14 protein-coding genes and 1 tRNA gene are annotated in these 12060 nt (G+C 61.9%); 5 read left to right on the top strand and 10 right to left on the bottom strand.

Going from position 1 to position 12060, the window contains the following annotated elements; genetic code table 11:
* Positions 1–194: 194 nt before the first annotated feature.
* A complete protein-coding gene (gene chpT / locus K3F49_RS38020; RefSeq protein ID WP_234685977.1) occupies positions 195–848 on the bottom strand; it encodes a histidine phosphotransferase ChpT in 654 nt (217 codons plus the stop codon).
* A gap of 172 nt (positions 849–1020) precedes the next feature.
* Here chpT and K3F49_RS38025 point away from each other — a divergent pair, with 172 nt between their 5' ends.
* Positions 1021–1851, top strand: a complete 831-nt coding sequence (locus K3F49_RS38025; RefSeq protein ID WP_234685978.1) for a 3'(2'),5'-bisphosphate nucleotidase CysQ family protein — start codon at positions 1021–1023, stop codon at positions 1849–1851.
* On the opposite strand, the gene K3F49_RS38030 is transcribed toward K3F49_RS38025, so the two are convergent.
* Positions 1841–2326 (bottom strand): YHS domain-containing (seleno)protein, encoded by a 486-nt coding sequence (locus tag K3F49_RS38030; protein ID WP_234685979.1) that lies wholly within the window; start codon positions 2324–2326, stop codon positions 1841–1843. The genes K3F49_RS38025 and K3F49_RS38030 overlap by 11 nt on opposite strands.
* Before the next feature lie 141 nt (positions 2327–2467).
* On the opposite strand from K3F49_RS38030, the gene K3F49_RS38035 reads away from it, so the two are divergent.
* The 4 genes from K3F49_RS38035 (at position 2468) to K3F49_RS38050 (ending at position 5562) form a co-directional block, all read left to right on the top strand.
* Positions 2468–3076 carry a DUF1134 domain-containing protein gene (locus tag K3F49_RS38035; RefSeq protein ID WP_234685980.1) on the top strand — a complete coding sequence of 203 codons (609 nt, stop codon included), beginning with the start codon at positions 2468–2470 and terminating at the stop codon, positions 3074–3076.
* Between the two features lie 118 nt (positions 3077–3194).
* Positions 3195–4490 (top strand): coiled-coil domain-containing protein, encoded by a 1296-nt coding sequence (locus K3F49_RS38040; RefSeq protein WP_234685981.1) that lies wholly within the window; start codon positions 3195–3197, stop codon positions 4488–4490.
* Between the two features lie 160 nt (positions 4491–4650).
* Positions 4651–4725 (top strand) — tRNA-Val (locus K3F49_RS38045).
* Positions 4726–4953: 228 nt separating this feature from the next.
* Positions 4954–5562: a hypothetical protein gene (locus K3F49_RS38050; RefSeq protein ID WP_234685982.1), complete on the top strand. Its 609-nt coding sequence runs from the start codon at positions 4954–4956 to the stop codon at positions 5560–5562.
* Positions 5563–5615: 53 nt separating this feature from the next.
* Here K3F49_RS38050 and K3F49_RS38055 read toward each other — a convergent pair whose 3' ends face one another.
* From K3F49_RS38055 to K3F49_RS38090, 8 genes are all read right to left on the bottom strand, one after another.
* Positions 5616–6041: a phospholipase effector Tle1 domain-containing protein gene (locus K3F49_RS38055; RefSeq protein WP_234685983.1), complete on the bottom strand. Its 426-nt coding sequence runs from the start codon at positions 6039–6041 to the stop codon at positions 5616–5618.
* A 9-nt stretch (positions 6042–6050) separates the two neighbouring features.
* Positions 6051–6716 carry a glutathione S-transferase family protein gene (locus K3F49_RS38060; protein ID WP_234685984.1) on the bottom strand — a complete coding sequence of 222 codons (666 nt, stop codon included), beginning with the start codon at positions 6714–6716 and terminating at the stop codon, positions 6051–6053.
* Positions 6717–6919: 203 nt separating this feature from the next.
* The gene (locus K3F49_RS38065; RefSeq protein WP_234685985.1) at positions 6920–7453 is read right to left on the bottom strand and encodes a helix-turn-helix domain-containing protein; all 534 of its coding nucleotides are present in this window, start codon (positions 7451–7453) and stop codon (positions 6920–6922) included.
* A 121-nt stretch (positions 7454–7574) separates the two neighbouring features.
* Positions 7575–8525: a PDR/VanB family oxidoreductase gene (locus K3F49_RS38070; protein WP_234685986.1), complete on the bottom strand. Its 951-nt coding sequence runs from the start codon at positions 8523–8525 to the stop codon at positions 7575–7577.
* Positions 8525–9034 carry an MOSC domain-containing protein gene (locus K3F49_RS38075; protein WP_234685987.1) on the bottom strand — a complete coding sequence of 170 codons (510 nt, stop codon included), beginning with the start codon at positions 9032–9034 and terminating at the stop codon, positions 8525–8527. The genes K3F49_RS38070 and K3F49_RS38075 overlap by 1 nt, the downstream gene beginning before the upstream one ends.
* A 25-nt stretch (positions 9035–9059) precedes the next feature.
* On the bottom strand, positions 9060–10721 hold the full coding sequence (locus K3F49_RS38080; RefSeq protein ID WP_234685988.1) for a thiamine pyrophosphate-dependent enzyme: 1662 nt from the start codon (positions 10719–10721) through the stop codon (positions 9060–9062).
* Positions 10718–11398, bottom strand: coding sequence for a 3-oxoacid CoA-transferase subunit B (locus K3F49_RS38085; protein ID WP_234685989.1), 681 nt, complete (start codon positions 11396–11398; stop codon positions 10718–10720). The genes K3F49_RS38080 and K3F49_RS38085 overlap by 4 nt, the downstream gene beginning before the upstream one ends.
* A complete protein-coding gene (locus tag K3F49_RS38090; RefSeq protein WP_234685990.1) occupies positions 11398–12057 on the bottom strand; it encodes a 3-oxoacid CoA-transferase subunit A in 660 nt (219 codons plus the stop codon). Before K3F49_RS38090 ends, K3F49_RS38085 begins: the two co-directional genes overlap by 1 nt.
* Between the last annotated feature and the right edge of the window lie 3 nt (positions 12058–12060).

Consider the following 12060-nt stretch of genomic DNA (forward strand, 5'->3'; position numbering starts at 1 on the left):
AAACAGGCCTTCATACAGGGAGGGCACGCACGAATTGTGATGCGCCATTTCAGAATGGGGCCAGCTTCACCGCAAAGCGTTTAATAATGGTTGAGTAAGTGCAAAAGAACGGAACCAACAAAGAGATAAGGCGCTCCGGACAAGCCGAAGCGCCTCGTAAAGATTCGATTAACGTCTGAGAGCGATGGGCGCGCTTACGACGCGGCAATGATGATGGCTTCGCCTTCCAGCTTGAGCGTCACGGTGAGCCCGCAGGCCTGCGCCAACAGCCGCGTGTAATAAGGCTGGATCGCGTGCGCGTCTGCAGCCGGCCCGCGCTCGCCGCTCAGAAGCTCGGAGATGTTCTGCGGCAGGCGTGCGTTGTGTCCGGTCGCAGTGATGCGGAAGCTCATCGTCTCGCCCTCCCCGATCGGATCGATCGTGAGCATGCCGCCGCGCGGGATCGTGTGCTGGGACACGACCAGCATATTGAGCAGCAGCTTGACGCGATTCTTCGGCAGCAGCAGCCGCGGCAGGTTCCACGCAATCGTGCACTTGCCGTCCTCGATGTGGCCGCGCGCCATGGTCTGGGCATCGCCGAGGTCGATCTGTGCGCCGGAGGAGCCGGCCGCGCCGAAGGCGAGGCGGCAGAACTGCAGGCGGGCGGAGGCCGTCTTCGCACTCTTGCGAATCAGGTCGAGCGCGAATTCGCGGTCCTCGGGCTTGGGATCATCATCGAGCACTTCGAGGCCATTGACGATGGCGCCGACCGGGCTGATGAGATCATGGCAGACCCGCGAGCACAGGAGCGCCGCGAGTTCGAGCGCATCGGGAGCAGTAGCGGTAGCGGGTGACGGAGCGTCAGACATAAAGGGTTCCTGGAATTGCACGGCGCGAACGCGGCGAATCAAGCATGCTTGACGGATGGCAGGGGTTCTAACATTCGCAAGCCTGTGGCAGCTAGCTTGCGATCGGATCGAAGCGGCCATAAAGCCGCGGGCGAATCAGTTGAGCGGGAATGGAATTGCCAATGAATGAGGCATGCAGGTGAGGATTATCGACGGCGAGGCCGCATCCCGGCTGATGGAGCCCCTGACCGCGCTGGTGGTTCGGGCCGGCGAGGCGATTCTCGCGGTCAATCGCGCGGCGATGCGGGTCGACGGCAAGCAGGATGGCTCGCCGGTCACCGAGGCCGACCTCGCCGCCGACCGGATCATTGCGGAGGGGCTGGCCCGGCTTGCGAACGACGTGCCGTCGCTCTCGGAGGAACGCTGCCAGCTCGCTTCGCCGCCGTTTCGCGGCAGCTTCTTCCTGATCGACCCGCTTGACGGCACCAAGGAGTTCGTCGCCGGTCGCGACGAGTTCACGGTCAACCTCGCCCTCGTGACCGAGGGCATGCCGCTGCTCGGCATCGTCGCCGCGCCCGCGCTCGGGCTGCTCTGGCGCGGCATCGTCGGCCGCGGCGCCGAGCGCGTGACGTTTCACGGCACCGCAATCGGCGCGGCCGAGCCGATCCGGACCCGCAAACTGCCCGGGCACGGCGAGCCCTGGGTCGCGGCGGTGAGCCGCTCGCACGGCGACCCCAAAAGCGAAGCATTCATCGACAGCCGGCCCAACGCGGTCAGAAAGACGTGCGGCTCGGCGGTCAAATTCGGCCGGATCGCCGAGGGCAGCGCCGACATCTATCCCCGCTTCGGGCCGACCTGCGAATGGGACGTCGGCGCGGGCTGCGCCGTGGTGACGGCAGCCGGCGGCAAGGTGACCGACGGCAAGGGCGGCGAGATCCGGTTCGGCGAACGTGGCGATACCGGCTTCATCATCCCGGCCTTCGTCGCCTGGGGCGATGCCGCGGCGGTCATGCCTACTGACTGAGCTGGTCCTGAAGCGCCGGCCAGCGCTTGCCGACTTCATACAGGAAGCGCTCGGGATTGGCGGCGAAGGCGTCGCGATTGTCTTCGCGGCTGAACAGATAGAGCCGCTGCTCCGAGATCACGAAGAAGCGGGGGTTGCCGGCGACGACGACGCCACGCGCGATATCGGCCGGGTCGTAGCCGCCGAACTGCGGGCCATAGATTTCGGGATGGGCGAGAAAGGAGGCCCGATTGCCCTCGTTCCGGAACCGCCAGACCGCGCCCCAGAGGTTGGCCTCGTACTCCGCCGTCCCCTGCGCGGCGCCACCATCGACGAAATAGGCCACGGGATCGAAGCCTTCGATCGCGACGCCCGAGAAACGATTGACGACGATCCGCTCGGTGGTGGCGGCCTGGGTCGGCACTCCGGAGCAGGCGAGCCAAATGCCCGCCAGCAGGCAGACCAGACGGCCGATCAAGGCAATTCCGGGGCGCAAAGGGCTATCTTCCTGCCGTTGTGCCGTCATAGTTGCTGCGGATAACATTCGAGTCGAGGGGACATCCGGTGCAACCTAGAACCGTGCCTGTTGGCGTCAGGTTAAGGGAAGCGGACCGGGATCGATACCAGGGGTTCTTTTATGACTTTCGCATCACGCCTTGCCGCAGTGGCGCTCCTAGCGCTGGCTGGCTGGATCGTGCCGGCCTCCGCCCAGACGGCGGCGCCGCCGCCGGACCTGCCGCCGCCGCAGCGGACCCCGACGCCCAACACCTATGGGCCGGACGAACTCGTCAACGCCGGCCATCGCTTCTTCGGCAACGTGTCGCGCGGCCTCGCCTCGATCATCGAGAAAGCGGTCAGCCAATGGGGCCTGCCGAACGGCTATATCCTCGGCGAGGAAGGCTCCGGCGCCTTCGTCGCCGGCCTGCGCTATGGCGAAGGCACGCTCTACACCAAGAACGCCGGCGACCTGCGCGTCTACTGGCAGGGTCCGTCGCTCGGCTTCGACTGGGGCGGCGACGGCGCGCGCACCATGACGCTGGTCTATAACCTGCCCGCCACCAACGCGATCTACCAGCGCTTCGCCGGCCTCGACGGCTCGGCTTACATCATCGGCGGCTTCGGCATGACGGCGCTGACCGCCAACAACATCGTGCTGGTGCCGATCCGCTCCGGCCTCGGTCTGCGGCTGGGCGCCAATATCGGCTACCTCAAATACACGCCGCGGGCGACCTGGAACCCATTCTAGGGCTCCCCTCTCCGATCCAGCTCAGGATTCACGTTAACAACAGGGCAGGGCTGGCTTTTTGCCGGCCCGCCATGCATTGTCTTTGGTAAATTTTTCCTTGTTTTTGGAGTTCTGATCCATGGTCGAACCGATCATGTACCTGGCGATCGGTTTCCTGCTGTCGATGCTGTGCGGGCTTGCCATCGTGCCGCTGGTGCATAACCGCGCGGTCCGCCTGACCACGCGCCGGCTCGAGGCCGCCACGCCGCTGTCGATGGCGGAGATCCAGGCCGACAAGGACCAGCTCCGCGCCGAATTCGCGATGTCGGCGCGCCGGCTCGAGATGAGCGTCGACCAGCTCAAGAGCAAGACCACGAGCCAGCTCGCCGAACTCGGCAAGAAGAGCGACGCCATCAACCGCATGAAGATCGAGCTCGGCGAGAAGAACGCCACGATCTTCGCGCTGGAGGCGCGCGAGAAGGCGGTGAAGGAGCAGCTCCGCGCCACCGAGGAGGAATTCAACGCCAAGACCGCAGCCTTGCGCGAGGCCGAGATTGCGCTGAGCAACAAGCAGGGCGAGCTCGCAAAAATCAACTCCGAACTGTCCGACCGCTCGATGATGGCGGAGAGCCGCCAGGTCGAGCTGATCGCGGTGCGCGCCCAGATCGAGGACTTGAAGAACCGCGTCGGCGATGCCGAGAAGGAATTCACCGCCACGCAGGCGCGGCTGACGCAGGAACGCACGGAATCGGAGACCGCCTCGCGCGAGCTCGGCGACGCGCGTGGCCGCGTCGAGAATCTGAGCCAGCGCGTCACCGAACTCGATCGCCAGCTCATCGTGCAGGTGAAGGAAGCCGAGATGCTGTCCGGCCGCGTCGCCGATCTCGAAGGCCGCCTCGCCACGCAAGGCAAGCTGCTTGCCGAGCGCGACTATGAGAACAACCAGCTGCGCCAGACCAACGAAGGCGCCGAGCGCACCATCAAGGAGCTGCGCGTCGAGATCGCCGCGTTGAGCGGTGGCAAGTCGTCGGCTGCGTTCGAGACGATGCGCGCGGAGAAGGCCGCGCTGGAAGAACAGCTCGGCACCGCACGTGACGAGCGCGCCAAGCTCCAGCGCGACATCAATGCGATCCAGCAGCAGGCGGAGAGCTCCTGGGCGACCGAGCGCATGGAGAACGCGCTGCTGCGCGAGCGCATCAACGACATCGCCGCCGAGGTGGCAAAACTCGCGATGCAGCTCGAGGGCCCGAACTCGCCGATCGAGGCACTGCTGGCCGCCGAGGCTGGCCAGCCGCCGAAACCCGCGCCGCGCCCGGCCAATGGCGCCGCGACCAATGGCGCCGCAGCCGCCCTCCCCGAAGGCGGCGGAACGCTCGCCGAGCGCATCCGCGCACTGCAGGCCCACGCCTCCCGCGCCCGCCAGCAGGGCGCGTAAGCAGGCCGAAATCCGGCCTCGCCGCGGATTTAAGACACCGAAGCAAGGTTTTCCGACCTCAAGCCGCCTGAAAACTTGACACTTCTAGCCCGCACTTCTAAATCGCGGGCTCCGATGCGCCGGCCGGCCGATGAGGTCCGGCCGTCTGCATGATGGTCCCGGGCGCATAGCTCAGCGGGAGAGCGTTCCCTTCACACGGGAGAGGTCCAAGGTTCGATCCCTTGTGCGCCCACCATTAGACCAAGAAATTCAACAATTTAGAAGATCGATTCCCCGGAAGTGTGCCCCGAAAAGTGCGGGGCACAACAGGGGCACACCTCCAATTCGGCTCCTCTCAAGAAAAAATGGCTCGGCGTCGTTACAAGGCTCAACGGACGCCTCGGTTAGGGCATGGTGCTGGTCGAGCTGCGCTATGCTTCACGCCGAAGACGCCCAAGCTTGGTGAGGCATAAAGGATGGAAGCGTGCAGGAGAGCGTGAAGGCGCGGATTCAGACCGACGCCAAAATTTACATCCACAACGACCTTTCCCAAGGAGCGACCTATTTTCACGAAGTCATTGAGGAGAAGCTGAAGAAGGGCGACCGCGAGGGTATCGGCTTCGACGGCATGGCCTGCGCGCTCATGATTGCCTTTGCCTTCGAGGCGAACCTCAACTTCATGGGCAACAAACTCTTCCAGAACGGCAAACTCACGTCGTGGGACGAGATGGCCAAACTCTCGAAGAAACGCGACAAGGTCTTCAAAGCGATCGGCATAGCCGTCGAAGAAGACAAGCGCCCGCTCAGTTCCATGATGAGGATGAAGAAGCTGCGTGACACTCTGGCTCATGGGAAGCCTGCAGAGTTCAAGACCGAAGAGGAGAAGGAGGGCACGCGCGAGGAGCTGACGAAAGGCTCCGTATTAGCCGCCGACTGGCAGGGAGAAATAAAGCCGGAAGTCGTTGCCGAGTGTTTGTCCGACCTTGATGACTTATGGAAGCAAATGGTGAAAGCTTCGGGCATCCCGGTGATTGAAACCATCACCCAGGGCGAGAAGACGGTCTCGTTTAAGGAAGTGGTGCAAAAGAGATAAAGGCTCGATAGCCGCACAAGAACGTGCGACGGTCGACTACGAAAAACGTCGCATCAGACTCGCTTTGGTGTCGGCAACGCCTGCATCAGCAAAACGGCGCTCCCACCCAACACGCTGTACGGACCGAAGCTCGTGTAGTTGCGCACCGATTTCATCGCGAGCCGTTCATAGACCGTCTCGTGAAGTTGCGCAGAGTCCGGCACGCCGCGGACCGCTTTCGACCCATGGAGCACGTTCCCGCCCATCCCGACCATGCATTCGTCGTGCATCATTCCATCGGCCGACGGATAGAGCCGCAGCAGGCTCTTGTCGACGATCACGCGACCAGCCTCGGGGATCTTCTCGGCGATGAATTCCACTATCCAGTCGAGCGTGATGTCTGACAGCCGCGACTCGCTCTCAGGATAGCTCCCGCCGATCTCGGCGTGGTTACCCGCGAACCAGATCTGATAGAGGCATGCCGTACCTGGTACGGTCATAGAGGTCCTTCATTTCGTCTTGCCTGCCATTTCGATCGTCGCAAAATTGAGATCGTAGCGGCCTGAAAAAAGAGGCTGATAGCCGGGCAGGCTTTCTATTCGCGCAAGCCAAGGCGGGAGATTTTGAAACGTCTCCAAATCGATCCCGCCCATACTTGCAAGACGCGTGTACGGATAAAGGGCCACATCGGCAATACTCGGATGAGTTTGCGTGGCGATCCAGCCAGAACGGCCCTGCCTTGCAAGTTGCTCATCCAACAAGTGCAAGGCATGCTCTGCTTCGGCCTTAAAACGAACCATATCTTCGTCTCCAGCTCCACGGTCACGACGAAGGCTTAGATGTAGCCGCAATTGCGCCAATGGATGCATGTGCTGTGATTGCTCGAACGACAACCACATCAACACGTATGCCTGATCGAGGGCGGCGACGGGCCACCACGGCGTTCCAAGAGCTAGAAATTGCAGGATGGCAATAGATTCGCCGATGGTGCACCCATCCTTGAGCTCCAAGATCGGAACCATGCCAAGCGGACTACGTTTGAGAAACTCCGGATCGTCGAGGTCACCTCGCTTGATCGACAACGTAACCCTTTCCAGGGGTATATTCAGAAGCCCGGCGAGGAGTCGGATCTTCCAGGCATTCCCCGATCGTTGCGTATCGTAGAGCTTCATCATTCTGCACGCTGTGGGGAAGTTTGCCGATCCATCGTTGATGACCGTCAATTTTTTCTGCCTCTCGTTACGCGCGGTGATCCGCGTGGAGGGCCTCGATCCTGCGTATCGTCCAGCTCCGGTGATGAACGGCGATTCGTTTCCAGCTCATGCTTGAGCTCGGCGATTTTCGTCGTCGAATTGACAACGTCACTCCCCGACAAATCTCAGGTCTCCTTTGTTGCGATCACCACCAGTGCGGACGCGGCCTCCGACGAGAGAGCGGTCAGCTTGTGAGGAATCGTTGAATCGAACTGCACGCAGTCGCCCGAATAAAGGACTTCCTTTCGCCTTCCGATGAGAAGTTCGATCTTGCCGGTCAGAATGAAAAGGATTTCCTCGCCTTCATGATGACTCATGATCCGGCCCCGTTTTGCCGTTTTCGTGGGTCGAACAATGAAGGCGCGCATGATGCGATCCGGTGCCAGCCCGGCAACCAGTGACAAATATGTCGTGGCATCTCCTGGCTTGCCATTCTCTGCTCGCACGATGGCTACCGGATCCTTGTCGTCCTGTTGTCCGTACAGCCGGTCAAGGGACGTACCCAGTGCTTCGGCTATCTTGAGCGCTGAACCAATCGAGGGCGACGAGAGACCGCGCTCCAGCTTGGACAGGTAACTTCTTGTCAGCCCCGAATCGGCCGCAAGTTGCTCGAGGGTCATCCCGCTTTGGACGCGGAGGAATTTCAGATTGAGGGTCATATCAATCGAATCAGCAAAATGGAGCACGCGAGACGCTCGAGCCCAATCTGTGTGATATTCTGCCCCAGATCAACACTGCCCCAGTCTGGCGCAGTCATCGGCATCACCTTGGGAAGGCAAATCAGAGGTCCAACACCAGCTTGGGCCCGGCGCAATCGCCTACGCAGACGATGAGTTCGCTTTGGCGCTCGGCTGGCGAAAGCACGCGATCCCTGTGGATGGGAGGCCCTTCAATCCATCGGGTCCGGCAGGCACCGCAGATGCCGCCTCCGCACGAGACCGGCACATCGATGCCCAACGCCTCGAGCGTTCCGAGCAAGCCGACCTCAGGCACAACCGTTGCCACTTTCTTGCTGACTCGCAGAACGAGCTCATAGGGTGGCACGTCACTCTGGGCGACCCGTTTCGGCGGCATGAACATTTCGACGTGCTTGCGCTCGTCTGGCCAGCCCTCTACGGCATCCTCGAAATCCCTGAGCATAGGCTCCGGCCCGCAGCAGGCCGCAAAGGCACCGCCGGCGAACTCCTCAACTAGCTCGGTAATCACTGGCTTCGGCTGCACGGCCGTGTCGTACAGCCGAACGCGACCGGCCTCGATCGCGGGAGCGATCATGTCGGAGAGGACGGGCTGCCCCCGACTTGTCCAATGCAGTCTATAGTTGGTGCGTCTGTGTCGCTCGAGGTGCCGGATCGCAGAGATGAATGGCGTCACGCCGATCCCACCCGCCACGAATACGTTCATTTCGTTCGGATCAAGCGCGATGCCGCCACGCGGCAGAGAGACGCCGATACGGTCTCCCACCCGCACCCGATCATGCAGGAAATTCGAGCCGCCGCGGCCGTCGCGCTCCCGCTTCACAGAGATGACGTAGCTGGTGTCGTCTTCGGGCTCGTTGCAAAGCGAATAGGTACGGACCAGACCAGGTTGCAGGTGCACATCAAGATGCGCGCCGGGCTTGAAAGGCGGCAGCTCCCAACCGTCCTGATCCACCAGCGTGAAACGCTTGGTCTCATTGCCGAGATCCTCGACCCGCGAAACGACGGTCGAGACGGTCCTGATGGGCTTCGTCATCACAAGGGCCTAGCGACGTCACCCACGCGCAGGGTACCACCTACGACGATCTTGCAGTTCAATCCTGAGCGGTTGATCAGCGGATCGAACACGGCCTTGCCGAGAATCTCCTCGATGTGACGGCAGGGCGTGGACAGGCGCGTCGCCTCCACGATCGCCTCCCCAAGCCTGAAGCGGCGGCCGACGAGATGGTTCAGCGGCACGCCTTCGACCGTCACGTTGCGCCGATGCTCTTCCGGCAGCAGTTCGATGCCGTGGTCGCGCCGCAGAGCTTCGAGGGTCTCCATCTCGAACAGGGTGATTTGCCGCCCCTCCTCCGGCTTGTGCGAGTAGAAGCCGGTCTCGTGCCCGATCAGGTAACGGTCGCCTTCGATGCCACGGTTGGCAATCAGTTGGAGTTCGGAGAACCCGCGCATGGGAAGAAACGCACGTGGCGTCTTGTGAAGAAAGCGCACGACGCCCTGCCATGAGGTCGCGATCTGGGGTTTCTCGGATACGACGCCGTCCATTTGATTACTTTCGATATTCAACCGGTTAGGTTATCCGCGCTGTGCACGAGGCTGCTGCAATCGACTTGTCGGGCGATTGGTGCACGTCGGACCGCACCTCGATCACGACCGGCCCAATCATCGACATTGCCTCCGCCACGATTGCCGGGGCGTCTTTCGCGTCGGAAATGCAGTATCCTGCGGCGCCATAGGCGCGGGCCAAGGCGGCAAAATCAGGATTTGACAAATCTGTGCCGTACGGCCGGTTCGGAAACGCCCTCTCCTGATGCGAACGAATAGTACCATACGAGTTGTTGTTGGAAATCACGATCTTCAGATCGGCCCGTCTTGCAACCGCCGTAGCCAGTTCGTTCCCTGTCATCAGGAAGCCACCGTCTCCGCAAAATGCAATCACCTGTCGATCCGGAAACCGCAGACTTGCTGCGAGCCCGGACGGAACGCCGCTTCCCATCGCACCGCATGCCGAACCGAGCAACCGCGCGGAAGGCTGGAAGCTGAAGATCCGGTGGACCCATCCGGCGAAGTTGCCGGAGTCCGTCGTGACCACCCCATCCGGCCGAAAGTGCGAGGCAATGGCCGTAACGGCATGGCCAAAAACGTCAGTCGAGGGAACGCCCGATCGAGGCCAGCCATGCGTCGCAGTCCGTGCAGCGGCAATCTCCTGGCACCACTCGGGCCTCTCCCTCGGCGCTCCCGTTAGGGCAAGCATTCCGCGCACGAAGGCGTGCGCCCCAGACACGATCGCAAGGTCGGTTTGAAAGCGTGTCCCGATTGAAACGGGGTCCGGATAGACCTGCACAAGCGGCTGACGCGGCGGAGATTGTCGAGGAAACGCAAATCCGAGCGAAGAAAGATCGCTAAGGCGACTTCCGATCGCAACAATGAGATCGGCGCGCTCGAAGAGCTTCACGTGCGCAGGAGCGGTAAAGAAGCCGAGCTGGCCCGCCCAGAGAGAATGATTGTTGGGAAACTCGTCCTGCATCTTGGCGGCGACGACGACCGGAACATTCCACTTTTCGCTCAAGGCGACCAGATCTTTCCGGAACGCAGTTGTCCGACACTCCCCGCCGACTAGCAGAATAGGCCGCTCTGAAGCGGCGAGCATGACGCCGGCCTTCTCGATTGCATCCGCGCCGGCCTCTGGCTGCACCGTTCCGTGGGTTCTAGCAACAAGTCCATCCGCCATATCGGCCAGAAGGTCCTCCGGCAGTTCGACAGCAACCGGACCGGGCGTGCCGGACTGCGCAATTGCAAATGCGCGGGCCATCATCTCTGGGACCAAAGCCGCGACGTTCAATCGAACCGCCCACTTCAGGACGCCATCGAAGGAGCGACTACAGTCGATCTCCTGCACCGCTTCGCGATCGAGGTTTGGACGGTCGACCTGTCCAACCAGCATCACGAGCGGAATCGCCTCCTGCGCCGCCACATGCAGACCGAGCGCCGCGTTGAAGGCACCTGGTCCGCGACTGGCCATCACGACGCCGGCACGCCCGGTCAGCTTGGCATCAGCGACCGCCGCGAGGCTCGCGCTGCCCTCGTGGCGGCACGTCACCAGATCGATTTCGTCTCTGTCATGCAACGCGTCCAGCAGCGGCAGAAAGCTCTCGCCGGGAACGCCGAAGGCACGATCGACACCGTGGGCAATGAGGCTGTCCGCGATCAACTCGGCAATACGATAGGTCATGGAACGACGGTCCCGTCCTGCTTAATGGTGCGGACCTTGCCAGGTGTAAGCAGCGGCGCCTCGGTAAGATTCTGCAAGCCCGCGACCGTCGTACCCTCGAGCAATGCGTCCATCGCCAGGCCATTTTCCGTCACGTTGAGAATAGCGAGATTCGTGAAAATGCGCGTGACCACCTTCCGTGCGGTGAGCGAGTATCCGCAGCGCTCGACGATCCGCGGACGTCCGTCCTTGGTCGTGTGGTCCATCATCACCCAGATTGATTTCGCGCCGACCGCCAAGTCAATCGCGCCGCCGATACCTGGTGGAGATCCGTTGTCGCCGGTCGTCCAGTTCGCCAGATCGCCATCCCTGGAAACCTGGAAAGCTCCGAGTACGGCGACGTCGAGATGGCCACCTCGCATCATCGCAAAGGACAGGCTGGAATCGAAATATGATCCGCCTCGCTTGAGCGAGATCGGCATCTTTCCGGCGTTGATCAGGTCCCAGTCCTCTTTACCCTCCGGAGGTTTAGGCCCCACGTTGAGAACGCCGTTTTCGCTATGAAGCATTACGCCGGAACTAGACGGTAGATAGTCCGCGACATGCGTGGGCGCGCCGATGCCGAGGTTGACGAACCCCTCGTCTGGAAGATGCAGCGCCACCATGCGGGCGAGCGCGTCTCGCGAAAGCGGCCTCATCAACGGCTCCTTGTGAACACGCGGTCAACGAAAATGCAGGGTGTCACGATAGTTTCCGGATCGAGCTCCCCAACGTCCACAATCCGGTCCACCTCCACCGCCACGGTATCGCCGGCGGTGGCCATGACGGCGCAGTGGTTGCGCGCGCTCTTGTTGTAGGTGATGTTGCCGAGACTGTCGGCTAGATGGCCCTTGATGAAGGTGAAGTCCGCTCGCAGCGGCAACTCGAGAATGAACTCCCGGCCCTGCGCGGTGATTTTTTCCTTACCATCCGCGAACACCGTTCCGACGCCGACCGGCGAGAGAAAGCCTCCGAGGCCGGCGCCTCCGGCCCGGATACGCTCGACCAGCGTGCCTTGCGGAACGAGCTCGAGTTCGACCGTGCCCGCCCGATATTGTTCCGCGAATTGTTGCGCGTTTCGCGGATACGAGCAGATGATCTTGCGCACAATTCCAGCGCCGAACCAGAGCGAAAGGTCGTCATCGGACGAGCCGGCATTGTTGGAAATCACAACGAGTTCACGCACGCCTGCGTCAAGCACCGCCGTGATCACTCCTTTCGGCAGGCCAGCGCCTCCGAAACCGCCAACCATCACAGTGTGACCGTCTTTGATGTCTTTAGCGGCCGCCTCGGCGTCCCTAACCACTACGTTGCGCATGTG

This window comes from Bradyrhizobium monzae (genome assembly GCF_021458635.1).
In the GTDB taxonomy this organism is placed as follows: Bacteria; Pseudomonadota; Alphaproteobacteria; order Rhizobiales; family Xanthobacteraceae; genus Bradyrhizobium.

Excerpts from the sequence above, each read along its gene's own strand:
- chpT (WP_234685977.1), bottom strand. The coding sequence starts at position 848 with ATGTCTGACGCTCCGTCACCCGCTACCGCTACTGCTCCCGATGCGCTC.
- K3F49_RS38025 (WP_234685978.1), top strand. The coding sequence starts at position 1,021 with ATGCAGGTGAGGATTATCGACGGCGAGGCCGCATCCCGGCTGATGGAG.
- K3F49_RS38035 (WP_234685980.1), top strand. The coding sequence starts at position 2,468 with ATGACTTTCGCATCACGCCTTGCCGCAGTGGCGCTCCTAGCGCTGGCT.
- K3F49_RS38040 (WP_234685981.1), top strand. The coding sequence starts at position 3,195 with ATGGTCGAACCGATCATGTACCTGGCGATCGGTTTCCTGCTGTCGATG.
- K3F49_RS38055 (WP_234685983.1), bottom strand. The coding sequence starts at position 6,041 with ATGACCGTACCAGGTACGGCATGCCTCTATCAGATCTGGTTCGCGGGT.
- K3F49_RS38060 (WP_234685984.1), bottom strand. The coding sequence starts at position 6,716 with ATGATGAAGCTCTACGATACGCAACGATCGGGGAATGCCTGGAAGATC.
- K3F49_RS38065 (WP_234685985.1), bottom strand. The coding sequence starts at position 7,453 with ATGACCCTCAATCTGAAATTCCTCCGCGTCCAAAGCGGGATGACCCTC.
- K3F49_RS38070 (WP_234685986.1), bottom strand. The coding sequence starts at position 8,525 with ATGACGAAGCCCATCAGGACCGTCTCGACCGTCGTTTCGCGGGTCGAG.
- K3F49_RS38075 (WP_234685987.1), bottom strand. The coding sequence starts at position 9,034 with ATGGACGGCGTCGTATCCGAGAAACCCCAGATCGCGACCTCATGGCAG.
- K3F49_RS38080 (WP_234685988.1), bottom strand. The coding sequence starts at position 10,721 with ATGACCTATCGTATTGCCGAGTTGATCGCGGACAGCCTCATTGCCCAC.
- K3F49_RS38085 (WP_234685989.1), bottom strand. The coding sequence starts at position 11,398 with ATGAGGCCGCTTTCGCGAGACGCGCTCGCCCGCATGGTGGCGCTGCAT.
- K3F49_RS38090 (WP_234685990.1), bottom strand. The coding sequence starts at position 12,057 with ATGCGCAACGTAGTGGTTAGGGACGCCGAGGCGGCCGCTAAAGACATC.